This is a genomic window from Sphingobium sp. TomTYG65 (genome assembly GCF_055395525.1).
On sequence record NZ_AP027330.1, the window covers coordinates 2,633,010 to 2,658,517 of the forward strand.

The window sequence follows — 25,508 nt, forward strand, 5'->3', positions numbered from 1 at the left end:
GGCCGGCTGTCGCCCGGCTGAACGCGGCCTACGGTTCGGCGCGGATCTTGAGGCCCGTATAATAGGCCGCGAAGGCATAGCTGTCGGCATATTCGTCGATCAGCTTGTCCACCGGCTTGCCCGACCCATGCCCCGCCCGCGTGTCGACCCGCAGCAAGCGGGGCTTGGGGCCTAGATCCGCTGCCTGCAGCGCGGCGGCATATTTGAAGCTGTGCGCGGGCACCACGCGGTCGTCGGTATCGGCGGTGCTCACCAATATCGCCGGATAATCCCGCCCCTCCCGTATATTATGATAGGGTGAATAGGCGCGCAGCAGCCGGAAGTCCGCCTCCCGTTCCGGCGATCCATAATCCTCGATCCAGTAGCGCCCGGCCGTGAAGCGGTCGAAGCGCAGCATGTCCATCACCCCGACTGCAGGCAGCGCGGCGGCGAACAGGTCCGGCCGCTGGTTCACCACCGCGCCCACCAGCAGTCCGCCATTGGAGCGGCCCTCGATCGCCAGTCCATTCTTCGTCGTATAGCCCTGCGCCTTCAGCCATTCGCCAGCCGCGATGAAATCGTCGAACACATTCTGTTTGTTCGCCGCCCGCCCGGCATCATACCAGGCGCGACCATATTCACCGCCGCCCCGCAGGTTCGCGACCGCATAGACGCCGCCCTGCTCCAACCAGGCGAGCCGCGTCGCCGAATAGCCGGGCGTCAGTGATATGTTGAACCCGCCATAGCCATAAAGGATCGTCGGCGCGGGCGTTTTCGACAGGGCCAGCGCCTTTTTGCGGATGATCGTCATCGGGATCATCGTCCCGTCTTTCGACGGATAGCTCACCTGCTCGATCCCGAACTGATCGGGGTCGAAGGGCAGTTCGGGCCGCGCGAACAGTTCATAGCGCATCGTCGCCGTGTCGAAGCGGTAGATGCTGGCCGGGCTCACGAAGCCGGAAAAGCTGAAGAAAGTCTCTGGATCGCCGTCCCGCCCGGCAAAGCCCGCCGCCGTGCCCACGCCAGGCAGCGGCACATCGCTCACCCGCCGCCCGTCCAGCTCGACCAGCTCCGCCACCGTCTGCGCATTGGTCGCATAGGCCAGGATCAGCCGGTTGCCGACCAGCGCCCCGCCCGCCAGGCTGTCCGGCCGCTGCGGCACCACCTCTTGCAGCCCATGCCATCGCTTGCGGACATCGACCGCCACCACGCGCAGGCGCGGCGCATCCAGGTCCGTGATGAAATAGAGCGTCGATCCCCGGCTGCCGATCAGCCGCCAGTCATTGTCGATCCCCCGCACCAGCGTTCGCAGCTTCAGCCGCCCGCCGGTCAGCTCCGCGACGCGCACTTCGCGCCGGGGATCGGTGCCCTCGAATGAACTTACCAGCAGCCAGCGCCCGTCGCTCGTCACCTGCGCCATATGGCCAAGCTTGGGCCGGTCGGGCGTCGCATAGACCAGCACATCCTGCGCCTGATCCTGTCCCAGCCGATGATAGAAGATCTGCTGACCCAGATTTTCCGACCGATAGGCTTCCTGCGGCGCGCTGAAACGGGCGTAAAAGAAACCCTCGCTCCGCCCGTCCCATGCCAGTTGCGAGAATTTCACCCATTCGATCCGGTCGTCGAGAATCTTGCCGCTATCGACGTCCAGAATCCTGAGCGTTCGCCAGTCGCTGCCCGCCTCCTGCACCGCGTAAAGCAGGCGGCGGCCGTCAGGAGAGGGCGTCCATTCCGCCAGCGCCACCCCGCCATCCTCCGCCCAGCTGTTGGGGTCGATCAGCAGCCGCTGCTTCCCGTCCAACCCCTCGCGCACATAAAGTGGGGTCTGCCGTTCCAGCCCGCTATTATAGCCGTAAAAATAGCGATTGCCGGCCTTGCGCGGCAGGGTGAAGCGGCCATGGGAAAACAGCGCCTCCATCCGTTTGCGCAGGATCGCGCGGCCCGGCAGCGCGTCGAGCGTCCTGCGAGTGAGGGCGTTTTCCCGAGCCACCCAGTCGCGCACCGCCATATCCGTGCGCACGTCATTTTCCAGCCAGCGATAGGGGTCGGCGACGGCGACGCCGAATTGCTCCTCGACGAGGTCCAGCCGCTTGGCCTCGGGATAGCGCAGCGCCGTCGCCGCGCCGCCGCGAACGAGGCCCGCATCGGGTTCGGTTTGAGCGGGGGAGGGCGCTACGATCAGGAGCAGCGACGCCAATAGCAGCCGAAAAGCGCGCATCCTCTCCCGTTCACGCCAAAAAGAAAAAGGCCACGGCTCATTCGAGCCGCAGCCTTTCTCTATTCCATTGATCCGCCTTTGGTAAAGCGGATGTGCCTTGTCAGGCCGCTTCCAGCTCGTCGGCGTCAGCGTTCTGGACCGGACCCGAATCCTGGCCCTTCGCATCGACGTCGCGATCGACCAGTTCGATGATCGCGATCGGTGCTGCGTCCGAAGCGCGGATGCCGGCCTTGATCACGCGGGTGTAACCGCCGTTGCGGTCCTTGTAGCGCTCGGCCAGGACCTCGAACAGCTTGGTCAGCTGCGCGTCGTCCTGCAGGCGGGCATGGGCCAGACGGCGGTTCGACAGGCCACCCTTCTTGGCGAGGGTGATCAGCTTTTCGACGTAGGGACGCAGTTCCTTCGCCTTGGGCGTGGTCGTCAGGATCTGCTCATGCTTGATGAGCGAGGCGGCGAGGTTACGGAGCAGCGAGTTACGATGCCCGGCGCTGCGCTGCAGCTTACGATGACCAACCTTGTGACGCATGTCTTCTTCCTTCGTTCGTTAAGGGGCCGTTTGAGGTACCCCAGACCAGGCAACCGTTAGAGGTCGTCGCCCTTTCACCTTCAAATCCGTCATTCCAGCGCAAGCTGGGATCTCGTGCCCCAAGGTCGCCCGTAGCGGCCTGAGGCCCCAGCCTGCGCTGGAGCGACGGGTCGGATTTAGCCCAGCAGCTCCTGTTCGAGCTTCTTGGCCATTTCCTCGATATTTTCCGGCGGCCAGCCGGGGATGTCCATGCCCAGGCGCAGGCCCATGGACGACAGCACTTCCTTGATTTCGTTCAGCGACTTGCGGCCGAAATTGGGGGTGCGCAGCATCTCGGCTTCGGTCTTCTGGACCAGGTCGCCGATATAGATGATGTTGTCGTTCTTGAGGCAGTTTGCCGAACGGACCGACAGTTCCAGCTCGTCCACCTTCTTGAGCAGGTAGCGGTTGATCTGGTTGGTGTCGCTCTCGCCTTCCGAAGCAGCCGAAGTCGCGGTGCCGGCAGCCGGAGCGGCGACGGGCAGCGCGTCTTCGAAGTGGACGAACAGCTGGAGCTGGTCCTGCAGGATGCGCGCGGCATAGGCGACCGCGTCTTCCGGCGTGACCGTGCCGTCGGTTTCGACGGTCAGCGACAGCTTGTCATAGTCCAGTTCCTGGCCGACGCGGGTTGGCTCAACCTTGTAAGCGACCTGACGGACGGGCGAATAGAGCGCGTCGATCGGGATCAGGCCGATCGGCGCATCGGCCGGACGGTTGGCGACGGCGGGGACATAGCCCTTGCCGACGTCAGCGGTCAGTTCCATGTTCAGCGTGGCGCCCTGGTCCAGGTGACAGATCACCAGGTCGGGGTTCATCACTTCGATGTCGCCCACGGTGGTGATGTCGCCCGCGCGCACTTCGGCGGGGCCGGTCGCGGACAGCTGCAGGCGGCGGGGACCGTCGCCTTCCATCTTCAGCGCGACCTGCTTGATGTTGAGGACGATGTCCGTGACGTCCTCACGTACGCCGGCGAGCGACGAGAATTCATGCAGGACGTTCTCGATCTTGATCGAGGTGACCGCCGCGCCCTGGAGCGAGGAGAGAAGAACCCGGCGGAGCGCGTTGCCAAGCGTCAGGCCAAAGCCGCGCTCCAGCGGTTCGGCAACGAAGGTCGCCTTGCGCTTGCCGTCGCCCGCGGCCTTGATTTCAAGGCTGTTGGGCTTCTTCAATTCCTGCCAGTTCTTCATGTTGACAGTCATGTATTTCCCCTGGGGATGAGGCCGAAACGCTTAATTTCCCGTTCCCAACAGGACGTTCCGGCCGATGCAGATGGGAGAGCGGGCGACGCGTCCGCCGCCCGCACGTCATAGGCGGCCGGTTTAGACGCGGCGGCGCTTGGACGGACGCACGCCATTGTGCGGGATCGGCGTCACGTCGCGGATCGATGTGATGTGGAAGCCGACGGCCTGCAGAGCGCGCAGAGCCGATTCACGGCCCGAACCGGGGCCCTTCACTTCGACTTCCAGGGTGCGCACGCCATGTTCGGCGGCCTTGCGGCCCGCGTCTTCGGCGCAAACCTGCGCGGCATACGGGGTCGACTTGCGGCTGCCCTTGAAGCCCATCATGCCGGCCGAGGACCAGCTGATGGCGTTGCCCTGGGCGTCGGTGATGGTGACCATCGTGTTGTTGAAGCTGGCGTTGACGTGCGCGACGCCGGCCGAGATGTTCTTGCGCTCGCGCCGCTTAATGCGCTGGGGTTCGCGTGCCATGTTGCTCAAATCCTACTGAAATCGTTGAAAGCGGAAGTGACCGGAGGGCCAGGCCGAATGGCCGACCCTCGACGATTACTTCTTCTTGCCGGCGATCGGCTTCGCCTTGCCCTTGCGGGTGCGCGCATTGGTGTGCGTGCGCTGGCCGCGAACCGGCAGACCCTTGCGGTGACGCAGGCCGCGATAGCAGGCCAGGTCCATCAGGCGCTTGATGTTCATCGCGGTTTCGCGGCGCAGGTCGCCTTCCACCGTGTGATCGGCGTCGATGGCCTCGCGGATCTGCAGGACTTCGGCGTCCGACAGGTCCTGAACGCGGCGGCTGTGGTCGATGCCCAGCTTGTCGGCGATCGCGACAGCGGTGTGACGGCCGATGCCGTGAATGTAGGTGAGCGCGATGATAACGCGCTTGTTGGTCGGGATGTTGACACCCGCAATACGTGCCATGGTAATCTTTTCTCCTGCTCCACGGGACGGTTGGCGCCATCCCATCTCAAAGCGTCCGGGCCGGAGCCCTAGAAGGACTTCGACCGATTCGATAGCCCCCGAGACGCAAAAAAGACGGCCAGTGCCATGCACTGCCGCTCACCAGCGTGTCCGGGATGGGCCAGCCCCTAGCGATTCGGCGGGAAACTGTCAATCGTGCGGGGCTGTTTTGCGGGCTTTTCGCCCGGCCGGCGCCTCCGCGCCCCATCCCGCCCTTTTCGGGTTGAAGCCCGCCCCTGGCCCCGGCATGAAAGCGCGATGCGTCTTCATCCGATCTCCGCCGCGCTCGCGCCCTTGCTGCTCCTGCTCCCCTCCTGCGTCGGCGCGCCCGAACAGGCGCAGCGCCCGGCTCCTCAGCCCATCGCCGCGCGCCCTGCTCCAGCGCCCGCGCCAGCACCGCAGCCGCTCGATTGGCAATATCGTTCCGCAACGCCCGGCAACTGGACCTATCATCAGGAAGGGGCGGGCTCTACCGCGCTGTTCGCCGGCCCGGTTGCCGGGTCGCTGCTGACACTGCGCTGCGATCCTGCGGTGGGCAGGATCAGCCTGCTCCGGTCGGGCGTGGGGCAGGGCGCAATGACTGTGCGCACCAGCTATGGCGCGACTGGCTGGCCCGCCACCGCCACGCCGTCGGGTACGCTCGCCACCCGCGCCGCCAGCGACGCGGCGCTCGATCAGATCGCCTACAGCCGGGGCCGTTTCGCTGTGGAAGTGCAGGGGCTCGAAACGCTCATCCTGCCCGCGTGGGCAGAGGTCGGCCGGGTGATCGAGGATTGCCGCCGGTAAAGCGCGGATTTTCGCACATATTGTGGGCGGATCGCCGATCGAAGCACCAGATCGGCTTTTCGGACGGACGCGCAATTATGATTCGAAAAAAGAATTTTACAAGTCTTGATCATGTCTTCCGTCTGATTCACAGTCCATTTCGTGGTCAGGCATGAGGAAGGTTTCCCAGGCGGGCCGCGCGGGGCTTCAACAGTCGAAAGGAGGTGATCCGATGTCTCATGGTTCAGCAGTGAGGTCGGTCAAGTCCATTCGGGAAACGCGCCGCTGAGCGACGCCGTCAGCGTCGGTTTTCGTCAGATACGAAGGTTCCTCCGCCGCGATTACGCGACAGAGGCCCGCGCATCTGCGTAAATAGCGCGATCCACGTTTCCCTTGGGCGGCACTTCCGGCCGCTGTGACCATGTCAATGATGGGCCGCTGGGACTTATCTCCCCAGCGGCCCCTCTCATTTGTGCTGTCGGCGATATTCCGCTCATGCGGCCTGCGAAAAGCGATTTCCTCCGCTACCGCTCAACCCCCCGAACCTTCCCCCAGGCGCGGGCGGCCGTGTACCCCAGATAGCCCGTCCCAAACAGCGCATAGAGCGGCTCAGGCAACGCCTCGAAATAGGCGCGCATAGCCCGCACGATCGCCGCCGCCATCTCGGGCTCCACCCCGCCGATCAGCCCCAGCGGCACCGACCAGAGCAGCAGCCCGTACATGACATAGAGAAAGGCCGGCCGCGCCCGCAGCGTCCATTGGTCGGCGCGCGTCCGCCTGCGCCTCGTGCCGCTCATCAGTAACCGATCCGGTTCGCCAGCCAGCCATAGAGGAACGCTTCATTGGCTGGCCGGCTCTCTGCCAGCGCGACATAGCGTTCCCCTTGCAGTGCCTCGATGGCCTTCAGTAGCACCTTCTCCCCAGCCTTGCCGCGCAGCCGCATGAAGGCCCCAAGCGCCGCGAGCGTCTTCGCCCCGATCAGGCGATCGGTTTTAAGATCCGGATAATCCTTCTGGTTGCGATTGAGTGCGTTGAGCGCCCGCTGCAGGAATCCCGTCGCCGTCGCGGGGCCCATGTTCACGGCGCTGTCGAACAGCTCGGCTGCGACATTGGGCGCAATCTCCGCGACGAAGCCATAGCCCGGCCGCTCCCAATAAAGCCGCCGGTAGATCGCTTCCGCGACTGTCCGGGGCAACTGGCGCATGTCGCCTGCATAGCCATTGGCGCGCGCCACAGCCTGCGTGATGCCGAAATTGGTGGGACCGCCCCGATCCGCCGGATGGTTGCTATAGCCGCCCTCCCGCGCAATCACCTCGTCGATCAGCGCCGCAATATCCATAAACCGCCTCCTCGTTTCGGATGAGGCGCAGCATTTATCCCATCTGGTTCACTGTAGGACAGCAGAAATCGCTCTGCCCACGCAGAAATAGGAAAAGTTGGATTCTGATCGGGGGATGGAAGCGCGCCCGCGAAATCGCGTTCAATTCGCTACTTCCTTCATGATTTTGGTCGGGACGAGAGGATTCGAACCTCCGACCCCCACACCCCCAGTGTGATGCGCTACCAGGCTGCGCTACGTCCCGACCGGAGCGGCGGCACATAGAAGCATGTTTGAGAACTTGCAAGCGTTTCGGCGCAGCCTTTTTGCCTCATTTCACAATCCCTAATCATATTGCCTCGCCATCCCCATCTGTGTTAGCCGCGCGCCCTTGATCCGCAGCTGATTGAACGGCCGGCGGCACGACAAGACAATAAGGCGAAAGTCCCACACATGCTCATTACCCCAGCCTTTGCCCAGACCGCGGGCGAGCAATCGTCAGGCGCTTCCATGCTGGTGCAGATGGCGCCGCTCGTCCTCATCTTCGTCGTCTTCTACTTCTTGCTGATCCGCCCGCAGCAAAAGCGGATGAAGGAGCATAAGGCGAAGATCGACGCCGTGAAAAAGGGCGATCAGGTGGTGACTGGCGGTGGCCTGGTGGGGAAGGTCGCGCGCGTCGACGAACATTATGTCGATGTCGAGCTCGCGCCGGGCATGAAGGTGAAGGCCGTCAAGTCCACGCTGACCGACGTCGTCGATCCGGCGACCGCCAAGCCCGCGAACGACTGAGCCCTCGATGCTGAACTTCTCGCGCTGGGCCGTCGCGGCGATCCTGCTGCCTCTCGTCATCGGCATCCTGTGCGCGGTGCCGAGCTTCCTGCCCGATACGACTGTCGAACGGCTGCCGCATTTCATGCAGACGCGCGTCAATCTCGGCCTCGACCTTTCGGGCGGCAGCCATTTGCTGCTTGAAGCCTCGACGCAGGACGTCGCCAAGCAGCGCCTCGCCAATATGGAGGAGCAGGTCCGCACGGAACTGCGCCGCGGCACCCCGCGCATCGCGATCGGCGACATCTCCAGCCGCGACGGCAAGCTCAGCTTCATGGTGCGCGACCCCTCGCAGGTCGATGCAGCGGTGGAGCGCATCCGTCCGCTGACCCAGGGCGCGGGTCTTACCGGCCAGCGCGACTTCAACGTCGAGGTAGTGAACAGCTCGACCATCGTCATCACGCCGACCGAGGCGGGGATCGACAATGCGGTCAAGAGCGCGATGGAAGTCGCGACCGAGGTGATCCGCAAGCGTATCGACGAAATGGGCACCCGCGAGCCCACGATCCAGCAGCAGGGCGGCAACCGCATCGTCGTGCAGGTGCCGGGCCTTCAAAATCCCAAAGCGCTGAAGGATCTGCTCGGCCAAACAGCCAAGCTGGAATTCAAGCTGGTCGACACCAGCGCCAATCCTGCTGAAGTCGCCCAGGGGCGCGCGCCCGTCGGCAGTGAAGTGCTGCCTTATCCCGGCAACCCCTCCGGCATCCCGGCGATCGCCGTGAAGCGCCAGGTCATGGTGTCGGGTGAGGACCTGACGGACGCCACGCAAGGCTATGACCAGAATAATCAGGCGATCGTCAACATCCGCTTCAATGGTTCGGGCGGACGCAAGTTCGGCCAGGTGACGTCGCAGAATGTCAACCGGCCCTTCGCCATCATCCTGGACGGCAAGGTGCTGTCGGCCCCGAACATCAATGAGCCGATCCTTGGCGGTTCCGCGCAGATCAGCGGCAGCTTCACCGTCGAAAGCGCCAACCAGCTGGCGATCGCGCTGCGCTCGGGCAAGCTGCCGGTGGCGCTGACTGTCGTGGAAGAACGCACCGTTGGACCCCAGCTCGGGGCTGACTCGATCCGCGCAGGTCTGCTGGCCTCGGTCATCGCCGTTACCGCCGTCGCGGCCTTCATGTTCGTCAGCTACGGTCGTTTCGGCATGTATGCGAACCTCGCCGTCGCCATAAACGTGCTGGTGATCCTGGGCGTCATGGGCATGCTGGGCGCCACGCTGACGCTGCCGGGCATTGCCGGTTTCGTTCTGACCATCGGCACCGCGGTGGACGCCAACGTCCTCATTTATGAACGCATCCGCGAAGAGCGGCGGCGCGGGCGCGGCGTGGTGCAGGCGATCGAGTTCGGCTATAAGGAAGCCAGCCGCACCATCTTCGAAGCGAACGTGACCCACGCTATTGCTGGTGGCATCATGCTCGCCTTGGGTTCCGGTCCGGTGAAGGGCTTCGCCATCGTGCTGCTGATCGGCATCGCGACCAGCGTGTTCACCGCCGTGACCTTCACCCGCCTGCTCGCGTCGCGCTGGCTCCGTGCCAAGCGGCCGACCGAGATCCACATTTAAGGGGCCGGGAGAATACCCATGAAACTTCTAAAGCTCGTCCCCGACAACACCAACATCGGCTTTGTGAAGCTGCGCCATTGGGCCTTCGCCCTTACGGCGCTGCTTACCGTCCTTGCCGTCGGTGCGACTGCCTATCGCGGCCTCAACCTTGGCGTCGATTTCGTCGGCGGCCTGATGATCGAGGCGCGTTTTCCGCAGGCGGTAGAAACCGATCGTGTTCGCAGTACGATTGCAGCCCTCGACGTGGGCGAAAGTTCGCTCCAGCAGTTTGGCGATCCCAATACCGTGCAGATCCGCCTTCCCCTGCCGGAGCAAGGCGGAGCGGGTGCCGCCAACGCGATCGTCGAAAAGACCCGTAACGCGATGACCGCCCAATTCCCGGGCGTGACCTTCTCCCGTTATGATACCGTTTCGGGCAAAGTCTCCGGCGAACTGATCCAGAATGGCGTGCTGGCCGTCATGCTCGCCGTCATCGGCATCGCGATCTTCTCCTGGTTCCGCTACGAATGGCAGTTCGGCATCTCGACCTTCGTCGCGATCATGCACGACGTGCTGATGACGCTCGGCTTCTTCGCCATCACCCAGCTGGAGTTCGACCTCAATATCGTCGCGGCGGTGCTGACGATCGTGGGCTATTCGATCAACGACAAGATGGTGATCGACGACCGCATACGCGAAAATATGCGCAAATATCGCAAGATGGACATGAAGGCGCTGATCGACCTGTCCGTCAATGAAACCCTGCCGCGTACGGTCATGACGTCCGTCACCGTGATGCTGGCGCTCGGCGCGTTGCTGCTCTTCGGCGGCCATGTGCTGCGCGGTTTCACAGCTGCCATGATGCTGGGCATTGTCGTGGGTACCTATTCGTCTGTCTATGTGTCCTCATCGCTGCTGATCACGCTCGGCCTTTCGCCGCAGCTCGCTGAGCGCAAGGCGAGCAAGACCAACATCGCCGACCGCGCCGAACGCCTCGGGCCGCGTGACGATGGGGCGCGGCCCTGACCGACAAGCGCACCGGCATCGAACTGCGCCGTGATGACGCGGGGCAGGGGCCGATTGTCACCGGCTTCGCGGGGCGCGGTTTCCGGGTCCGGGACGATGTGTTTCCGGGCGGCCTGCTTCTCACTCCCATTCGGGCACTGGCATGGGACGACGCGCCCGCACCTGGTGAACTGACGATCGCCGCCTTGGGCGACCTTCTGGACATCGACCCCTTGCCGGAATTCCTGCTGCTCGGCACCGGTACGGGCTTGCGCCAGCCGCCGCGCGCCTTTGTCCGCGAACTGGAAGCAAGAGGCGTCGGTCTGGAAGCAATGGACAGCCGCGCCGCCGCGCGCGCATGGGGCGTGCTTCGCGCGGAAGAGCGCTGGATCGTGGCGGCCCTGCTCCCTCTCTGACTCTTGGCGCTATGTCGTTGGCTTTTCTGGCGGCGTCTTGCGCTTTGCCCCGCATCCGCATAGTCTGAAGCCAAGTTCCGTCGCCTGTCGGTGTCGGCGAAGAAGAAAAGAGTTACGGCCATGGTGCAGCAAAGCCGCCCATTGCCGCAGAGTTCCGGTCCCGCCGGGGGTGCTTCGGGCAAGGGCGCCCGTTCCGGCCAGGGTAATGGGAGCAAGGCTGCGGCCATATCTCCCCCGACGAAACAGCGGGGCCCCTTGCCTCATTCGCCGCGTGGTAGGCGCTCCTATGCCGCGATCGACCTCGGCACCAACAATTGCCGCTTGCTGATCGCCAAGCCCTCGGCCGATGGTTTCATCGTCGTCGACGCCTTTTCCCGCATTGTCAGGTTGGGCGAAGGTTTGGCGGCGACCGGGCGGATCAGCGATGCTGCGATCGATCGGGCAATCGCCGCCCTGTCGATCTGCGCTGACAAGCTACGCCGCCGGCATGTGACGCTCGCCCGCTCCGTGGCGACCGAAGCCTGCCGCCGCGCTTCCAACGGCGCTGAATTCATTCAGCGCGTCTATCGCGAAACCGGGATAGCGCTCGACATCATCAGCGCGCAGGAAGAAGCGCGGCTGGCGGTCATGGGCTGCCACGCGCTGCTGGAGCCGGGCGACGGCCCAGCGCTGATCTTCGATATCGGCGGCGGGTCCACCGAACTGGTCCTGGTCGATGCCAATTGCTCCGGCGCGCCGCACATCGTCGATTGGGTCAGCGCACCCTGGGGCGTGGTCTCGCTCACCGAAAGCGAATTGTTCGACCATTCTGACGCCGGTGAGCGGCTGGCTGCCTATTCGCGCATGCGGTCGCGCGTTGCCGATGCCTTTTCGCCACTCGCTCGCCGCCTGCCGCGTGAAGCGCCCGCAATCCGGCTGCTCGGCACATCAGGCACGGTGACGACGCTGGCCAGCGTTCACCTCAATCTGCCGCGCTACGACCGGCAGGCCATTGACGGTCTTATCGTACCATCCGCCTCGATGCGGGCGATTTCCGGCAGGCTGTCAGCCATGGGTTTGGCGGAACGGCAGAAGCTGCCATGTATCGGGTCGGAGCGAGCCGACCTGGTGGTCGCGGGATGCGCGATCCTGGAATCCATCCTCGACATCTGGCCCGCCGAAAGGCTGGGCGTCGCCGACCGGGGTATTCGTGAAGGCATTTTGCGCGGCCTCATGGACCGTGACGGAGCAATGATGTGAGGGGTGCAGGTGCGGGCAAGGTCCGGGTCAAGTCGGCAAAAGGTCGGACGGCGCAATCGACGCGGTGGCTCGAACGGCAGCTGAACGACCCTTATGTCCGCCGCGCCAAGGCGGAAGGTTGGCGCAGCCGTGCCGCCTTCAAGCTGATCGAACTCGACGAGAAGTTCCACTTCGTAAAGGGATCGCGCGCCGTCGTCGATCTGGGCGTCGCACCCGGCGGGTGGGCGCAGGTGGTCAGAAAGCTGTCGCCCAAAGCGAAGGTTGTGGGCATCGACTTGTTGCCCACCGATCCTATCCATGGCGTCACCCTGTTCCAGATGGACTTCATGGACGACAAGGCGCCTGCTCTGCTGACCGAGACGCTGGGGGATGCGCCCGACCTCGTCATTTCCGACATGGCCGCGAACACGGTGGGCCATGCGCAGACCGACCATCTGCGGACCATGGCGCTGGTAGAGGCGGCGGCCTGGTTCGCGGTGGAGAATCTGCGCAAGGGCGGCACCTTTGTTGCGAAGGTGTTTGCAGGCGGAACCGATACGGAACTGCTTAGCCTGTTGAAGAAGCATTTCATGACGGTCAAACATGCCAAGCCGCCCGCCAGCCGGAAGGGCAGCGTCGAATGGTATGTCGTGGCACAAGGCTTCAAGGGGCGACCCGAAGAGCAGGGCTGACGCCGCGGCGCGCAGCGGCTTTTTACAAGAAAATGGGGGCACATTGGTTTCGACGGTATCGACGGTCGCCTATCTCGGGCTGGACGCGCGCAGCGTGGAGGTGCAGTGCCAGCTGGTCCCCGGCTTGCCGAACTTCATCGTCGTGGGATTGCCCGATAAGGCGGTGGCGGAAAGCCGCGAACGGGTGCGCAACGCCATTGCGGCGATCGGCCTGTCCCTTCCGCCCAAGCGCATCACCGTCAACCTCTCGCCTGCCGACCTGCCAAAGGAAGGTTCTCATTTCGACCTACCCATAGCCCTCGCGCTTCTCGGCGCGATGGGCGTGATCGATGCGGAGACGCTGGCCGGTTATGTGGTGGTGGGGGAATTGGGGCTCGACGGACGCATCGCGTCCACGCCGGGCGTTCTGCTGGCCGCGCTCCACGCAGGTGAGCGTGAACTCGGCCTCGTATGCCCGGTCGCGCAGGGATCAGAGGCGGCATGGGCGGGCCAGGTCGAGGTAATAGCCGCTCCCGACCTGCTCAGCCTGCTTAATCACTTCAAGGGCAGCGCGGCACTGTCGCCGCCGCAACCGGGGGCGGTCGAGCCACCACTGCGCACTTCTGATCTCAAGCAGGTCAAGGGGCAGGAAACCGCAAAGCGCGCGCTGGAGATCGCTGCGGCCGGAGGCCACAATCTGCTGATGATAGGCCCGCCAGGCGCGGGCAAGTCATTGATGGCGAGCTGCCTGCCCGGCATATTGCCCGAACTGACCCCGGCCGAAGCGTTGGAAACGTCCATGGTCGCCAGCGTCGCCGGATCGCTCGAGGGTGGACGGATCAGCCGCGCGCGGCCCTTCCGCAATCCTCACCATAGCGCGTCCATGGCGGCGCTGGTGGGCGGCGGTCACAAGGCTCGCCCTGGCGAGGTCAGCTTGGCGCATCTGGGCGTCCTATTCCTCGACGAACTGCCGGAGTTTCAGCGCACTGTCCTCGATTCACTGCGCCAGCCGCTGGAGACCGGCGAAGTCACGGTCGCGCGCGCCAATGCGCATGTGACCTTCCCGGCGCGGGTGCAACTCGTGGCCGCCATGAACCCCTGCCGCTGCGGCCATCTCGGCGATCCTGCCTTGGCCTGCTCCCGCGCTCCGCGCTGCGCCTCGGACTATCAGGCAAAGGTGTCGGGCCCGCTGCTCGATCGCATCGACCTGCATGTTGAGGTGCAGGCGGTCACCGCCGCCGATCTTGTTCTGCCGCCGCCCTCGGAAGGTTCGGTCGAGGTCGCGGCGCGCGTCGCTGCGGCAAGGCAGGTGCAGACGCAGCGCTATGCGGGCAGCAAGGTGCGCACCAATGCTGAGGTAGACGGTGAACGGTTGGAGGATGTGGCTGGCCCTGACGCTGCAGGGCGCGAACTTCTGGCGCAGGCGGCGGCCGCGATGAAGCTTTCGGCGCGCGGCTATACGCGGGTGTTGCGGGTGGCGCGCACCATTGCGGATCTCGGCGGAGCGGACAAGGTCGGTCGCGTGCATGTGGCCGAAGCGCTCAGCTACCGGCGGCGCGCTCCGGTTAACTGACGAGGGTCAGGCCGCGTTCTCGGCGGTGATCAGCTTCAGCTCGCCACCGCCTGCCGGCCCATTATCCTTGTGGGTGAAGCGTCCATCGATGCGGCTGCCGGGCGCGATCGAGATGCGCTCATAGACGATGTCGCCGGTGATCCGGGCGCTGCTTTCGATGACCAGATCGTCGGCTGTGATGGACCCGTCCACCAGCCCGGCGAGCCGGGCGCTTTGCGCGCTGATATGGCCGGTGACCTGGCTAGCCGGACCCTGAACGAGGGCGACGCAACTTACGTCACCGGTCACTTGCCCATCGATATGCAGATCGACCGAGGCGCTGATGTCGCCACTGATCGAAACGCCGCCCGCAATCAGCGAGAAGGACGACCCCTTAGCCACGGTGGCCGACATCGGCGAGGCGGGCCGTGGCGATTTGCTGGACTTGGAGAACATCTTTGCGTGCCTCTAGAAAACGGCGGGGGTTGATCGGCTGACCGTTCAGCCGCACCTCGAAATGCAGATGGTCGCCCGTCGAGCGGCCGGTCGAACCCATGCGGGCGATCATGACGCCGCGATCGACTTGCTGGCCTACCCGGGCGGCAAAGCCCGACAGATGGGCGTAGCGGGTCATGAGGCCGTTGCCGTGGCTCACTTCCACTACATTGCCATAGCCGCTGCGCTGGCCGACAAAGCTCACCTTGCCCGCGGCGGCCGCCAGGATCGGTTGGCCATGGCTACCAGGAAAGTCGATCCCTGCGTGAAAGGCAGCATGTCCGTTGAACGGGTCGCGTCGGTAACCGTAAGAACTGGACTGCATCGGCGCGAGGGTCGGGCGGCCTGACGGAATGGTCATCAGGCTGCTTTCCAGAAACTCCATGCGGGACAGCGCGCTTGCCAGTCGTTCAAATTCCTTCGGCATCGTATCGCGCTGGCCGCGCCAGGGGACAAACGGGCCGCCTTGCGCCCGGGCGGCGGTCCGCGCCAGCGCATCGGGATTGAGGCCAAAGCTGCGGATCGCGGCGGCCGTCTTGTCTGCCCGCCGCTCCACAGCATGGGTCAGCAGCATGGCGAAACGGCGCTGGCGGGCATCGATAGTCAGCAGGGGTTCGGCTTCAGGGGCGGTGCTGATGCGGACCTTGAGGGCATGCGCGCCATCCTTGGCGGTGGCCTTGTCCGGCTGGCCGACCAGTCCTTCGGCCGTTCCGCTTTCTTCCTTGCCGAAATGAGTGCGGTACAGATCGTCCATGAAGTCCTGCCGCGCTTCGAGATCGCGAGCCAGGTTTTCCACAGACCGGCGATAGCCTTCCACTTTGCCAGCCGCCTTCGCGACGGCACGGCCCTGGGCATCAAGCACGGCGCGCTCGCGATCGACGGACGAGCGGCCGAACGCCATCGACAGTGTAAGCGCAATCCACCCCATCATGAGTGAGGACAGAAGTGCCGCGGCCACCAGCTGAACGCGAGTGGAGATGCGGATGAACTTCACCTGTCCGCCAGATCGCAGGAAGATTTCCCGGTCTGGACACAGGGCAATGATCCTGGCCCAGAGGGCGGTAACCCCCTTCTTACTCCGATACAACAATTGCGACCCCGCGTCCGATTATTCGAGAATCGGGCCGGTAGCAAAGGAACGGGGGGCGCGCGAATCCGCTGGCGCGGACTCGTGACGAGCCGAAATTAAGGTGGGGTGAAACGTGTTATTGGCAGTCGGGTTCCCGACCCGCTGAAAAAATTTTCAGCCGATTTGGGAGCTCCCCTCGGGACGCCACCCCAACAAAGTTGGCACTTCGTTCGAAGGCACGGCAGCGCCGAAGTGGAAGCCCTGTGCATAATGGCATCCGCCCGCACGCAGATAGTCGAGCTGGTGCACATTCTCGACGCCTTCGGCCACCGTCCGGATGTTGAGGCTGTAGGCGAGATTTAGCAGTGTGCGCACGATGGCTGCATCATCCGGATCGGTCTCCAGATCGCGGACGAAGCGCTGGTCGATCTTGATGATGTCGATCGGGAACTGCTTGAGGTGGGACAGTGAGGCATAGCCGGTGCCGAAATCATCGAGCGCGATGGATATGCCAGCGTCGCTCAACCGGTGCAGGCTCCGTTCCACGACTTCGGCATTGCGGCCAAGGAAGACCGATTCGGTCACCTCCAGTTCGATCTTGGAAGGCGGCACATCCATGCTTTGCAGTTGCGCGAGCAGGCGATCGGGAAAGCTGCTGTCGTGCAGTTCCACGCCCGGCACATTGATCGCGACATGGCCGATATCGAGCCCAACTTCTTGCCATCGGCGGCAATCGGCAAGCACCTGTTCCACCATCCGGTCAGTGATCGTGCGCCCCAGTTCCGAATGTTCGAAGGCCGCGGCGATTTCGCCCGGCATGATGATCGTTCCATCGGCACGGACGCAGCGGAGCAGCGCTTCGAAGCCGATAATGGCTCCGGTCGCGAGATCGACCTTAGGTTGATACCAGGGGGCGGGCGGCGCGTGGACGAGCGCGTGGCGCGCGCGCTCCAGCATGCGCGCTTCGCGCTGCCACCGCTCCAGCAGCCAGGGTTCGAACAGGCAAGCCCGACCCCGGCCGCCATTCTTCGCTTCATACAGAGCTATGTCGGCGAATTTCATCAGGTCGGCGATGTCGCCGGCATGTTCGGGGAAGAGCGCGACGCCCATGCTGACCCGGCAGTCCACATCCCGAGCGCCGTGGGTCAGCGATTGATGCAGTTGCGCCGTCATCCGCGCTAGGATCGCGTCCAGGTCGGACGCGTCCCGTAAGCGCGTCAGCAGCACGGCAAATTCGTCTCCGCCCATGCGGGCGACAAGATCACCCGGCCGCACCGCCGCGCGCAGCCGCTCGCCCACAGCGCAGAGCAACGCGTCGCCGACGTCATGCCCGGCGCTATCATTGATCCGCTTGAACTCGTCGACGTCGATTAGCACCACCGCCATCTGTCCGCCGGCCCGGCCCGTCGCACTGGCTGCTTGCGCCAGCGTCGCCATGAAGTGGGACCGGTTGGCCAGGCCGGTGAGCGCGTCGGTCATGGCGAGATGGGCCAAGTGCCGTTCCGCTTGCTTGCGGTCGGTGATATCCACGATGCTCGAAAGCACGCACTCCTCTCCACGGATCAGAATGGGGCGCGAGGCGAGCAGCACATCATGGACCACGGCATCCTTGCCCTCGATCCGGCATTCCTGATTATCGACGGCTTCCCCGGTCGCGATACGGTCGCGAAGGCTGGCCCGGGCCGCCATTCCTTCGCTCAGCAGATGGACCCCCGAAATGTCGCCATCGGCGCCGAAAGTCCGGGCGGCGGCGTCGTTGAAGCGAACGACCGCTCCGTCCGGCCGCGTCACCAGGAGAGGGATCGGCACGCTCATGAACATGCGCTCAAGCGTTTCGCTGTTGCTTGCCAATGCCGCGCGCGCATCCCGCGCCGCTTGGCTGGCGACCCATTCCTGCCGCTGGAGCCGGTTCGTGCGGCTGATGGCGATCCACATGCCGCAATGCAGCGTCAATACCGCCATGACCATTCCGGGAGCGGTGGCGGAAAGGGGCGCCGGGGCGATATAGCCTATCAACAGAAGGATGCCGCAGCCGAGCCCGCCGCCGAAATTGCCGCGAAAGCTCGTAGGTACGACCAGGTAAAAGACCAGCGGCAGCATCACCAGAACGAAGATCGCGATATCGCTGCGTGAACTGACGAGGAAGGCGACGCCGATCGCGGTGACGATTTGCCAGATGAAGCAGAGCCGCTCGACCGCCTTGAAATCGGTCATTCGGCGGCTGAATGACAGGCAGATCAGCGACCACAGCACGACGGTCAGCCGGGCAGGAACAGCCACCCAGAAATGGGCCGTGCCGGCGAAACGCCAGTCGCTTATCAGAAAAAGCGCGTTCAGGATCGCGGACAGGATGAACAGGGTGCGCGTATGGCGGCACGACTCAGGCAGCCGCTCAGCCTGGAATGCAGCTTCCCGGGCGGGGTTGCAAAACTCGCCGGTGAAAGGAGAAAGTTGAGTCACGACCTGTCCACAGGGGCGCTCGTGAGTGGCGCCCGTCTGTGAAACAATAGCTTGCCCACTCTTATCAATTTCCTAATCGGCCATTCACCATATCGGATCGGCCATGAAACGAAGTGCCGCGGCACGCCGCTTGACCCTGAAAGGGACCATGGCTATAGGCGCGCCTGCCCAGCTGCCGGAAATCCTGACAGATTCGTCTTCAGGCCGATGGTAGGGGGCAGAGCTGAACATTGCCGGCTGCTCTTGCGGTTCCAGGGGGCGTTCGCCCGCCGGGACCTTTGCTGTTTTAAGGCATCGCGCCTTTCTATGGCAAGCAACGCGGGGATGGTTCCGGTAAAGTAACTGAAAAGGTGAAGGGCTTCATGCCAACGATCAACCAGCTGGTCCGTAAGGGCCGCGAGCTGCAGAAGACCAAGTCGAAGGTCCCTGCAATGGAAGCGAACCCGCAGAAGCGCGGCGTTTGCACCCGTGTTTACACGACGACCCCGAAGAAGCCGAACTCGGCTCTCCGTAAGGTGGCGAAGGTGCGTCTGGTCAACCAGCGCGAAGTCATCACCTACATCCCGGGTGAAGGCCACAACCTTCAGGAGCACAGCGTTGTGCTGATCCGTGGCGGCCGCGTACGCGACCTTCCCGGTGTGCGTTACCACGTGCTGCGCGGCGTTCTGGATACCCAGGGCGTCAAGGACCGTAAGCAGAGCCGTTCGAAGTACGGCGCGAAGCGTCCGAAGTAAGGGAGACTGAAACTATGTCACGTCGTCGTCGCCCCGAAAAGCGCGTCATCCTGCCCGATCCCAAGTTCGGTGATGTCGTGCTGTCGAAGTTCATGAACAGCATCATGCAGGACGGCAAGAAAGCCGTCGCCGAGTCCATCGTTTACGGTGCGCTCGAAACTGTCGAAGCGAAGTCCAAGAAGGACCCGATCGGCATGTTCCATGACGCGCTCAACAATGTGAAGCCCGGCATCGAAGTCCGCAGCCGCCGCGTTGGCGGTGCGACCTACCAGGTCCCCGTCGAGGTGCGCCCCGAGCGCGCCCAGGCGCTGGCGATCCGCTGGCTGATCACGGCTTCGCGCAACCGCAGCGAAACCACCATGGCCGCCCGTCTGTCGGGTGAACTGCTGGACGCCGCCAACAACCGCGGCAATGCCGTCAAGAAGCGCGAAGATACGCACCGCATGGCGGAAGCGAACCGCGCCTTCTCGCACTACCGCTGGTAAAGAGGGGCGGGCGCTTACGCGCCCGCTTTTCCATTCTGGTTTTGAATATCGGTCCGTTCGCCGTGGGGCTACCCATGGCGGACGGATTGGTTTAGGGGCCAGCCGCAAGACTCATTCACTCACCGCCGGCGTGCCGGCAACGGAGAAGCATCATGGCCCGCAGCCATCCGCTCGAACGCTATCGCAATTTCGGTATCATGGCGCATATCGACGCCGGCAAGACCACCACGACCGAGCGTATTCTTTACTACACCGGCAAGTCCTACAAGATCGGCGAAGTCCATGACGGCGCCGCCACCATGGACTGGATGGAGCAGGAGCAGGAGCGTGGTATCACCATCACCTCGGCTGCGACGACCTGCGTGTGGAAGGCCGAAGAGGGCAAGGGCCCCGAGCATCGGCTGAACATCATCGACACCCCCGGCCACGTCGATTTCACCATCGAAGTCGAACGTTCGCTGCGCGTGCTCGATGGCGCAGTCGCTGCGTTCGACGGCGTTGCCGGCGTTGAGCCGCAGTCGGAAACGGTGTGGCGCCAGGCTGACAAGTATCGCGTGCCGCGCATGTGCTTCATCAACAAGCTCGATCGCACCGGCGCCAACTTCTATTATTGCGTGCAGACGATCATCGATCGCCTGGGCGCGACGCCGGCGGTTCTCTATCTGCCCATCGGTGCGGAATCGGACTTCAAGGGTCTGGTCGATCTGGTCAATGATCGCGCGATCATCTGGAAGGACGAGAATCTCGGCGCCGAGTTCACTTATGAGGCGATTCCGGACGATCTGGCTGACAAGGCCGCTGAATATCGCGAAAAGCTGATCGAACTTGCCGTGGAGCAGGATGACGAGGCGATGGAAGCCTATCTCGAAGGCAACATCCCCGACGTCGCCACGCTCAAGAAGCTGATCCGCAAGGGCACGCTGAACCAGGCGTTCGTGCCGGTTCTGTGCGGCTCGGCATTCAAGAACAAGGGCGTTCAGCCCCTGCTCGACGCGGTCGTCGACTATCTGCCTTCGCCGCTGGACATTCCCGACGTCCAGGGCATCAACCCGAACACCGAAGAACCCGACAGCCGCCCCACGGCGGATGATGCGCCTTTCTCGGGTCTGGCGTTCAAGATCATGAACGATCCCTTCGTGGGCTCGCTCACCTTCCTGCGCGTCTATTCGGGCACGCTGACCAAGGGCACCTATCTGAACTCCGTCAAGGACAAGAAGGAAAAGGTTGGCCGTATGCTGCTGATGCATGCCAACAGCCGTGAAGATATCGAGACGGCTTACGCCGGCGATATCGTCGCGCTGGCCGGCATGAAGGAAACCACCACCGGTGATACGCTGTGCGCCGAGCGCCAGCCGATCATCCTGGAGCGGATGGAATTCCCCGAGCCCGTGATCGAGCTGTCGGTCGAACCCAAGACCAAGGCTGACCAGGAAAAGATGGGCGTCGCGCTCAATCGCCTGGCTGCCGAAGATCCGTCCTTCCGCGTCTCGACCGATCACGAATCGGGCCAGACCATCATCAAGGGCATGGGCGAACTTCACCTCGAAATTCTCGTCGACCGCATGAAGCGCGAGTTCAAGGTCGAGGCGAATGTCGGCGCTCCGCAGGTCGCCTATCGCGAGTATCTGAAGAAGCCGGTCGACATCGACTACACCCACAAGAAGCAGTCGGGCGGCACCGGCCAGTTCGGCCGTATCAAGGTGAAGCTGACGCCGGGCGAGCGTGGCGCGGGCATCATCTTCAAGGACGAGATCAAGGGCGGTAACATTCCGAAGGAATATATCCCCGCCATTGAAAAGGGCATGCGCGAAACGGCGGCCACCGGCTCGCTCATCGGCTTCCCGATCATCGACTTCGAAATCCTGCTCTATGACGGCGCCTACCATGACGTCGACTCGTCGGCGCTGGCGTTCGAAATCACCGGCCGCGCCGCCATGCGCGAAGCGGCGCAGAAGTCGGGCATCACGCTGCTCGAGCCGGTCATGAAGGTCGAAGTCGTCACTCCGGAGGAATATCTGGGCGACGTCATCGGTGACATGAACAGCCGCCGCGGCCAGATCCAGGGCACCGACAGCCGCGGCAACGCGCAGGTGGTCGAGGCGATGGTCCCGCTGGCCAACATGTTCGGCTATGTGAACTCGCTGCGTTCCTTCACCCAGGGGCGTGCGAACTACTCGATGATCTTCTCCCACTATGACGAAGTGCCGCAGAATGTGGCGGATGAAGTCAAGGCGAAGATGGCCTGATGATTTTCCTTGGCCGGGCCGTGCAAACGGCTCGGTTAGGGGCTGGTAATCTGTGAATTTGCTGCTATGGACGCGCCTTCGCGAGGCGCGGCCGAGCGGTCTGACCAAGCTGATTTGATTAGAAGGTAGGAAAAAATGGCTAAGGCTAAGTTTGAGCGGAACAAGCCGCACTGCAACATCGGCACCATCGGTCACGTTGACCATGGCAAGACCTCGCTGACCGCGGCGATCACCAAGGTTCTCGCCGAAACCGGCGGTGCGACCTTCGTTGACTACGCCAACATCGACAAGGCGCCCGAAGAGCGCGAGCGCGGCATCACCATCTCGACCGCCCACGTCGAATATGAAACCGAAGCGCGTCACTATGCGCACGTCGACTGCCCGGGTCACGCTGACTACGTCAAGAACATGATCACCGGTGCGGCCCAGATGGACGGCGCGATCCTCGTCGTTTCGGCCACCGACGGCCCGATGCCGCAGACCCGCGAGCACATCCTGCTCGCCAAGCAGGTCGGCGTTCCCCAGCTGGTCGTTTTCATGAACAAGGTCGACCTGGTCGACGATCCGGAAATCCTCGAGCTCGTCGAGCTGGAAATCCGCGAACTGCTGTCGTCCTATGATTTCGACGGCGACAATATTCCGATCATCCCCGGCTCGGCTGTGAAGGCCCTTGACGGTTCGAACGACGAAATCGGCAAGAACGCTGTTCTGAAGCTGATGGCTGCGGTCGACTCGTTCATCCCGCAGCCGGAGCGTCCGGTCGACAAGCCGTTCCTGATGCCGATCGAAGACGTGTTCTCGATCTCGGGCCGTGGCACCGTCGTGACCGGCCGCGTTGAAACCGGCATCGTCAAGGTTGGCGAGGAAGTCGAAATCGTCGGCATCCGCGACACCCGCAAGACCACCGTCACCGGCGTTGAAATGTTCCGCAAGCTGCTCGATCAGGGCGAAGCTGGTGACAACATCGGCGCGCTGGTTCGTGGCGTCGGCCGTGAAGACGTGGAGCGTGGCCAGGTTCTGGCCAAGCCCGGCTCGGTCACGCCGCACACCGAGTTCGACGCGGAAGTGTACGTCCTGTCGAAGGAAGAAGGCGGCCGTCACACCCCGTTCTTCGCGAACTATCGTCCGCAGTTCTACTTCCGCACCACCGACGTGACCGGCGAAGTGATCCTCCCCGAGGGCACGGAAATGGTCATGCCTGGCGACAATGTGAAGCTCGGCGTGAAGCTGATCGCTCCGATCGCGATGGACGCGGGTCTCCGCTTCGCCATCCGTGAAGGCGGCCGCACCGTCGGCGCCGGGGTTGTCGGCACGATCTCGAAGTAATATAGGACCGCAGCGGCGCGAATCGCCTGATTCGCGCCGCTGAGGATTTTAACCGCCTCGGATCGCCTTTCTCCGGCTCGAAGAAGCTAGAAGGGCAAAGCTGAGGCGGTTTGTTTTTGGCTCTTTCGCATCGGTACAGGAACAATGGACAGCAACATCCGCATTCGCCTCAAGGCGTTCGATCATCGCGTGCTTGATCAGGCGACCGGCGACATCGCCGACACTGCCCGCCGCACCGGCGCTCTTATCCGCGGTCCGATTCCCCTTCCGACGCGCATCGAAAAGTTCACGGTCAACCGTGGCCCGCACATCGACAAGAAGTCGCGCGAGCAGTTCGAAGTCCGCACCTACAAGCGTATGCTTGACATTGTGCAGCCGACGCCGCAGACGGTCGATGCGCTGATGAAGCTGGACCTCGCTGCCGGCGTGAACGTCGAAATCAAGTTGGCGTAAGCTGACAAGTCCCTGCTTTCCGGAAGGAGGGCAGGGTATCGGGCATTCCGGGCGACCGGAAGCTCACAAGACACAAGGGATACCGCACGGCCCCTCCGGTGAACCGGAAAGGCTCGTGGTCCTGGTCCCCCGTCGCTGGTCCCGGTGAGGGGTCGGCATCCAACCCGGACGGGGTGATCTACATATTTGGGTTGGGCCGCGAAGGAGTGATCCTGAGCGGCTTTTTCGTTGGATACGCCCGCTGCTAAGGCGGGCCTCTATGGGAGTAATCAGTGATGCGCACAGGCGTGATCGCTAAGAAAGTCGGGATGACCCGTCTGTTCCAGGAGGACGGACGTCATATTCCGGTTACGGTTCTGGCCCTTGAGGGCAATCAGGTCGTGGCTCGCAAGGAAGTTGATCGTGACGGTTATGTCGCGGTTCAGCTGGGAGCGGGCGTCGCGAAGGTCAAGAATGTCGCCAAGCCGCAGCGCGGCCACTTCGCCAAGGCGAAAGTGGAGCCCAAGGCGCGTCTGGTCGAATTCCGTGTTGCCGAGGACGCGCTCCTCGATGTCGGCGCCGAGATCGCGGCCGATCACTTCATCGCCGGCCAGCTGGTCGATGTCGCCGGTCATACCCAGGGTAAGGGTTTCGCCGGTGCCATGAAGCGCTGGGGCTTCGGCGGTATGCGCGCCACCCACGGCGTGTCCATCAGCCACCGTGCCCATGGTTCGACGGGTAACCGTCAGGATCCGGGCCGCGTCTTCAAGAACAAGAAGATGGCGGGCCACATGGGTGACCGCGAGCGGACCCAGCAGAATCTCGAAATCGTCCGCACGGACGTCGAGCGTGGCCTGCTGTTCGTCAAGGGTAGCGTCCCGGGCGCCAAGGGCACCTGGCTGACCGTCTGCGACGCCGTCAAGGTCAAGCGTCCGGCTGACGTACCCTATCCGGCCAGCCTGAAGCAGGCTGCCAACAGCAACAACGCTCCGGCCGAAACGCCCGCTGAAGAAGCGGCCGCTCCCGAAGCGACCGAAGGCCAGGAGGGCTAATCATGAAGGTCAAGGTACAGACCCTCGATGCCGCAGCCGCCGGTGAAGTGGAGCTGAACGATGCCGTGTTCGGCGTCGAGCCCCGCACCGACATTCTGCACCGCGTCGTCACCTGGCAGCTCGAAAAGCGTCGTGCTCCGGCCCGCGCGACCCGCGAGCGTTCGGACGTTGCCCGCACCGGCAAGAAGTTCGGCCGCCAGAAGGGTGGCGGCACCGCCCGTCACGGCGATCGCAAGGCGCCCGTGTTCATCGGCGGTGGTAAGGCGCACGGCGCCCGTGTCCGTGAGTTCGGCCACGACCTTAACAAGAAGGTTCGTGCGCTGGGTCTCAAGATGGCCCTGTCGTCGAAGGCGAAGGATGGCTCGCTGATCGTTCTCGACAATCTCGACGTGGCGGAAGGCAAGACCAAGGCTTTGGTCGCGCACCTCGCCAAGCTGAACCTCAACAAGGCGCTGTTCATCGACGGCGACGCGGTGAATGTCAGCTTCGCGAAGGCTTCGGCGAACATCGTCGGCGTGAACCTGCTGCCGGCTGTCGGCGCCAACGTTTACGACATCCTTAAAGCGGATTCGCTGGTGCTGACGCGCGCCGCGGTCGAAAAGCTGGAGGCGCGTTTCAATGGCTAAGAAGCAAGCCGCGACTGTGGACAACCGTCATTATGACGTCGTTGTCGCCCCGGTCATCACCGAGAAGTCGACGCTTCTCTCCGAAAACAACGCCGTGGTCTTCAAGGTCGCCAATGACGCGACCAAGCCGGAGATCAAGGCGGCCGTCGAAGCGCTCTGGGGCGTGACCGTCAAGAGCGTGAACACGCTGGTCGCCAAGGGCAAGACCAAGAAGTGGAAGGGCAAGCCCTACACGCGGTCTGACGTGAAGAAGGCGATCGTTCGTCTGGCTGACGGCCAGTCGATCGACATCACCGAAGGAGTGCGCTGA

26 protein-coding genes and 1 tRNA gene are annotated in these 25,508 nt (G+C 63.6%); 16 read left to right on the forward strand and 11 right to left on the reverse strand.

Going from position 1 to position 25,508, the window contains the following annotated elements:
* Positions 1-28: 28 nt before the first annotated feature.
* From ACZ5Y5_RS13025 to rpsM, 5 genes are all read right to left on the reverse strand, one after another.
* Positions 29-2,197, reverse strand: coding sequence for a prolyl oligopeptidase family serine peptidase (locus tag ACZ5Y5_RS13025; protein WP_464809033.1), 2,169 nt, complete (start codon positions 2,195-2,197; stop codon positions 29-31).
* A 100-nt stretch (positions 2,198-2,297) separates the two neighbouring features.
* Positions 2,298-2,723 carry a 50S ribosomal protein L17 gene (gene rplQ, locus ACZ5Y5_RS13030; RefSeq protein ID WP_464809034.1) on the reverse strand — a complete coding sequence of 142 codons (426 nt, stop codon included), beginning with the start codon at positions 2,721-2,723 and terminating at the stop codon, positions 2,298-2,300.
* A 176-nt stretch (positions 2,724-2,899) separates the two neighbouring features.
* Positions 2,900-3,961, reverse strand: coding sequence for a DNA-directed RNA polymerase subunit alpha (locus tag ACZ5Y5_RS13035; RefSeq protein WP_464809035.1), 1,062 nt, complete (start codon positions 3,959-3,961; stop codon positions 2,900-2,902).
* A 120-nt stretch (positions 3,962-4,081) separates the two neighbouring features.
* The gene (rpsK, locus tag ACZ5Y5_RS13040; RefSeq protein WP_004208752.1) at positions 4,082-4,471 is read right to left on the reverse strand and encodes a 30S ribosomal protein S11; all 390 of its coding nucleotides are present in this window, start codon (positions 4,469-4,471) and stop codon (positions 4,082-4,084) included.
* Between the two features lie 75 nt (positions 4,472-4,546).
* A complete protein-coding gene (gene rpsM, locus ACZ5Y5_RS13045; RefSeq protein WP_097090689.1) occupies positions 4,547-4,915 on the reverse strand; it encodes a 30S ribosomal protein S13 in 369 nt (122 codons plus the stop codon).
* A 297-nt stretch (positions 4,916-5,212) separates the two neighbouring features.
* Between rpsM and ACZ5Y5_RS13050 the strand changes: the two genes are divergently transcribed.
* Positions 5,213-5,740 (forward strand): hypothetical protein, encoded by a 528-nt coding sequence (locus tag ACZ5Y5_RS13050; protein WP_464809036.1) that lies wholly within the window; start codon positions 5,213-5,215, stop codon positions 5,738-5,740.
* 503 nt (positions 5,741-6,243) lie between these two features.
* Here the strand turns inward: ACZ5Y5_RS13050 and ACZ5Y5_RS13055 are convergent.
* The 3 genes from ACZ5Y5_RS13055 to ACZ5Y5_RS13065 form a co-directional block, all read right to left on the reverse strand.
* Positions 6,244-6,516 (reverse strand): 3TM-type holin, encoded by a 273-nt coding sequence (locus ACZ5Y5_RS13055; protein ID WP_464809037.1) that lies wholly within the window; start codon positions 6,514-6,516, stop codon positions 6,244-6,246.
* Positions 6,516-7,058 carry a glycoside hydrolase family 108 protein gene (locus tag ACZ5Y5_RS13060; protein WP_464809038.1) on the reverse strand — a complete coding sequence of 181 codons (543 nt, stop codon included), beginning with the start codon at positions 7,056-7,058 and terminating at the stop codon, positions 6,516-6,518. Before ACZ5Y5_RS13060 ends, ACZ5Y5_RS13055 begins: the two co-directional genes overlap by 1 nt.
* A 167-nt stretch (positions 7,059-7,225) precedes the next feature.
* Positions 7,226-7,302: transfer RNA gene (locus ACZ5Y5_RS13065), tRNA-Pro, on the reverse strand.
* A 188-nt stretch (positions 7,303-7,490) separates the two neighbouring features.
* On the opposite strand from ACZ5Y5_RS13065, the gene yajC reads away from it, so the two are divergent.
* The 7 genes from yajC (at position 7,491) to ACZ5Y5_RS13100 (ending at position 14,294) form a co-directional block, all read left to right on the forward strand.
* On the forward strand, positions 7,491-7,826 hold the full coding sequence (yajC, locus tag ACZ5Y5_RS13070) for a preprotein translocase subunit YajC (RefSeq protein WP_066525477.1): 336 nt from the start codon (positions 7,491-7,493) through the stop codon (positions 7,824-7,826).
* 7 nt (positions 7,827-7,833) lie between these two features.
* Complete coding sequence (secD, locus tag ACZ5Y5_RS13075; protein WP_464809039.1) at positions 7,834-9,432, forward strand: protein translocase subunit SecD; 1,599 nt, start codon at positions 7,834-7,836, stop codon at positions 9,430-9,432.
* A gap of 18 nt (positions 9,433-9,450) precedes the next feature.
* Complete coding sequence (secF, locus tag ACZ5Y5_RS13080) at positions 9,451-10,437, forward strand: protein translocase subunit SecF (RefSeq protein ID WP_464809040.1); 987 nt, start codon at positions 9,451-9,453, stop codon at positions 10,435-10,437.
* A 53-nt stretch (positions 10,438-10,490) separates the two neighbouring features.
* Positions 10,491-10,832: an Mth938-like domain-containing protein gene (locus ACZ5Y5_RS13085; protein WP_464810544.1), complete on the forward strand. Its 342-nt coding sequence runs from the start codon at positions 10,491-10,493 to the stop codon at positions 10,830-10,832.
* Between the two features lie 120 nt (positions 10,833-10,952).
* Complete coding sequence (locus ACZ5Y5_RS13090) at positions 10,953-12,071, forward strand: Ppx/GppA phosphatase family protein (RefSeq protein WP_464809041.1); 1,119 nt, start codon at positions 10,953-10,955, stop codon at positions 12,069-12,071.
* Positions 12,068-12,742, forward strand: coding sequence for an RlmE family RNA methyltransferase (locus ACZ5Y5_RS13095; protein ID WP_464809042.1), 675 nt, complete (start codon positions 12,068-12,070; stop codon positions 12,740-12,742). The genes ACZ5Y5_RS13090 and ACZ5Y5_RS13095 overlap by 4 nt, the downstream gene beginning before the upstream one ends.
* Positions 12,743-12,785: 43 nt before the next feature.
* A complete protein-coding gene (locus ACZ5Y5_RS13100; RefSeq protein WP_464809043.1) occupies positions 12,786-14,294 on the forward strand; it encodes a YifB family Mg chelatase-like AAA ATPase in 1,509 nt (502 codons plus the stop codon).
* Between the two features lie 6 nt (positions 14,295-14,300).
* Here the strand turns inward: ACZ5Y5_RS13100 and ACZ5Y5_RS13105 are convergent, their stop codons facing one another.
* The 3 genes from ACZ5Y5_RS13105 to ACZ5Y5_RS13115 form a co-directional block, all read right to left on the reverse strand.
* A complete protein-coding gene (locus tag ACZ5Y5_RS13105; RefSeq protein ID WP_464809044.1) occupies positions 14,301-14,687 on the reverse strand; it encodes a bactofilin family protein in 387 nt (128 codons plus the stop codon).
* A complete protein-coding gene (locus ACZ5Y5_RS13110) occupies positions 14,668-15,858 on the reverse strand; it encodes a M23 family metallopeptidase (protein ID WP_464809045.1) in 1,191 nt (396 codons plus the stop codon). The genes ACZ5Y5_RS13105 and ACZ5Y5_RS13110 overlap by 20 nt, the downstream gene beginning before the upstream one ends.
* Positions 15,859-16,011: 153 nt before the next feature.
* Positions 16,012-18,297: a putative bifunctional diguanylate cyclase/phosphodiesterase gene (locus ACZ5Y5_RS13115; protein WP_464809046.1), complete on the reverse strand. Its 2,286-nt coding sequence runs from the start codon at positions 18,295-18,297 to the stop codon at positions 16,012-16,014.
* 362 nt (positions 18,298-18,659) lie between these two features.
* Between ACZ5Y5_RS13115 and rpsL the strand changes: the two genes are divergently transcribed.
* The 8 genes from rpsL (at position 18,660) to ACZ5Y5_RS13155 (ending at position 25,508) form a co-directional block, all read left to right on the forward strand.
* Complete coding sequence (rpsL, locus tag ACZ5Y5_RS13120; RefSeq protein ID WP_007686591.1) at positions 18,660-19,031, forward strand: 30S ribosomal protein S12; 372 nt, start codon at positions 18,660-18,662, stop codon at positions 19,029-19,031.
* A 14-nt stretch (positions 19,032-19,045) separates the two neighbouring features.
* Positions 19,046-19,516 (forward strand): 30S ribosomal protein S7, encoded by a 471-nt coding sequence (gene rpsG / locus ACZ5Y5_RS13125; protein WP_375197391.1) that lies wholly within the window; start codon positions 19,046-19,048, stop codon positions 19,514-19,516.
* Between the two features lie 152 nt (positions 19,517-19,668).
* Positions 19,669-21,762, forward strand: coding sequence for an elongation factor G (fusA, locus tag ACZ5Y5_RS13130; RefSeq protein ID WP_464809047.1), 2,094 nt, complete (start codon positions 19,669-19,671; stop codon positions 21,760-21,762).
* A gap of 135 nt (positions 21,763-21,897) precedes the next feature.
* Positions 21,898-23,088, forward strand: coding sequence for an elongation factor Tu (tuf, locus tag ACZ5Y5_RS13135; protein WP_464809048.1), 1,191 nt, complete (start codon positions 21,898-21,900; stop codon positions 23,086-23,088).
* A 144-nt stretch (positions 23,089-23,232) separates the two neighbouring features.
* Positions 23,233-23,541 carry a 30S ribosomal protein S10 gene (gene rpsJ, locus ACZ5Y5_RS13140; RefSeq protein ID WP_007686587.1) on the forward strand — a complete coding sequence of 103 codons (309 nt, stop codon included), beginning with the start codon at positions 23,233-23,235 and terminating at the stop codon, positions 23,539-23,541.
* 275 nt (positions 23,542-23,816) lie between these two features.
* The gene (gene rplC, locus ACZ5Y5_RS13145) at positions 23,817-24,572 is read left to right on the forward strand and encodes a 50S ribosomal protein L3 (RefSeq protein WP_464809049.1); all 756 of its coding nucleotides are present in this window, start codon (positions 23,817-23,819) and stop codon (positions 24,570-24,572) included.
* Positions 24,573-24,574: 2 nt separating this feature from the next.
* Positions 24,575-25,198, forward strand: a complete 624-nt coding sequence (gene rplD, locus ACZ5Y5_RS13150; protein WP_464809050.1) for a 50S ribosomal protein L4 — start codon at positions 24,575-24,577, stop codon at positions 25,196-25,198.
* Positions 25,191-25,508, forward strand: coding sequence for a 50S ribosomal protein L23 (locus tag ACZ5Y5_RS13155; protein ID WP_066525425.1), 318 nt, complete (start codon positions 25,191-25,193; stop codon positions 25,506-25,508). The genes rplD and ACZ5Y5_RS13155 overlap by 8 nt, the downstream gene beginning before the upstream one ends.

What these genes read in the sequence shown, in the direction of transcription:
- ACZ5Y5_RS13025 (WP_464809033.1), bottom strand. Translation starts at nt 2,197, where the DNA reads ATGCGCGCTTTTCGGCTGCTATTGGCGTCGCTGCTCCTGATCGTAGCG.
- rplQ (WP_464809034.1), bottom strand. Translation starts at nt 2,723, where the DNA reads ATGCGTCACAAGGTTGGTCATCGTAAGCTGCAGCGCAGCGCCGGGCAT.
- ACZ5Y5_RS13035 (WP_464809035.1), bottom strand. Translation starts at nt 3,961, where the DNA reads ATGACTGTCAACATGAAGAACTGGCAGGAATTGAAGAAGCCCAACAGC.
- rpsK (WP_004208752.1), bottom strand. Translation starts at nt 4,471, where the DNA reads ATGGCACGCGAACCCCAGCGCATTAAGCGGCGCGAGCGCAAGAACATC.
- rpsM (WP_097090689.1), bottom strand. Translation starts at nt 4,915, where the DNA reads ATGGCACGTATTGCGGGTGTCAACATCCCGACCAACAAGCGCGTTATC.
- ACZ5Y5_RS13050 (WP_464809036.1), top strand. Translation starts at nt 5,213, where the DNA reads ATGCGTCTTCATCCGATCTCCGCCGCGCTCGCGCCCTTGCTGCTCCTG.
- ACZ5Y5_RS13055 (WP_464809037.1), bottom strand. Translation starts at nt 6,516, where the DNA reads ATGAGCGGCACGAGGCGCAGGCGGACGCGCGCCGACCAATGGACGCTG.
- ACZ5Y5_RS13060 (WP_464809038.1), bottom strand. Translation starts at nt 7,058, where the DNA reads ATGGATATTGCGGCGCTGATCGACGAGGTGATTGCGCGGGAGGGCGGC.
- yajC (WP_066525477.1), top strand. Translation starts at nt 7,491, where the DNA reads ATGCTCATTACCCCAGCCTTTGCCCAGACCGCGGGCGAGCAATCGTCA.
- secD (WP_464809039.1), top strand. Translation starts at nt 7,834, where the DNA reads ATGCTGAACTTCTCGCGCTGGGCCGTCGCGGCGATCCTGCTGCCTCTC.
- secF (WP_464809040.1), top strand. Translation starts at nt 9,451, where the DNA reads ATGAAACTTCTAAAGCTCGTCCCCGACAACACCAACATCGGCTTTGTG.
- ACZ5Y5_RS13090 (WP_464809041.1), top strand. Translation starts at nt 10,953, where the DNA reads ATGGTGCAGCAAAGCCGCCCATTGCCGCAGAGTTCCGGTCCCGCCGGG.
- ACZ5Y5_RS13105 (WP_464809044.1), bottom strand. Translation starts at nt 14,687, where the DNA reads ATGTCGGCCACCGTGGCTAAGGGGTCGTCCTTCTCGCTGATTGCGGGC.
- rpsL (WP_007686591.1), top strand. Translation starts at nt 18,660, where the DNA reads ATGCCAACGATCAACCAGCTGGTCCGTAAGGGCCGCGAGCTGCAGAAG.
- rpsG (WP_375197391.1), top strand. Translation starts at nt 19,046, where the DNA reads ATGTCACGTCGTCGTCGCCCCGAAAAGCGCGTCATCCTGCCCGATCCC.
- fusA (WP_464809047.1), top strand. Translation starts at nt 19,669, where the DNA reads ATGGCCCGCAGCCATCCGCTCGAACGCTATCGCAATTTCGGTATCATG.
- tuf (WP_464809048.1), top strand. Translation starts at nt 21,898, where the DNA reads ATGGCTAAGGCTAAGTTTGAGCGGAACAAGCCGCACTGCAACATCGGC.
- rpsJ (WP_007686587.1), top strand. Translation starts at nt 23,233, where the DNA reads ATGGACAGCAACATCCGCATTCGCCTCAAGGCGTTCGATCATCGCGTG.
- rplC (WP_464809049.1), top strand. Translation starts at nt 23,817, where the DNA reads ATGCGCACAGGCGTGATCGCTAAGAAAGTCGGGATGACCCGTCTGTTC.
- rplD (WP_464809050.1), top strand. Translation starts at nt 24,575, where the DNA reads ATGAAGGTCAAGGTACAGACCCTCGATGCCGCAGCCGCCGGTGAAGTG.
- ACZ5Y5_RS13155 (WP_066525425.1), top strand. Translation starts at nt 25,191, where the DNA reads ATGGCTAAGAAGCAAGCCGCGACTGTGGACAACCGTCATTATGACGTC.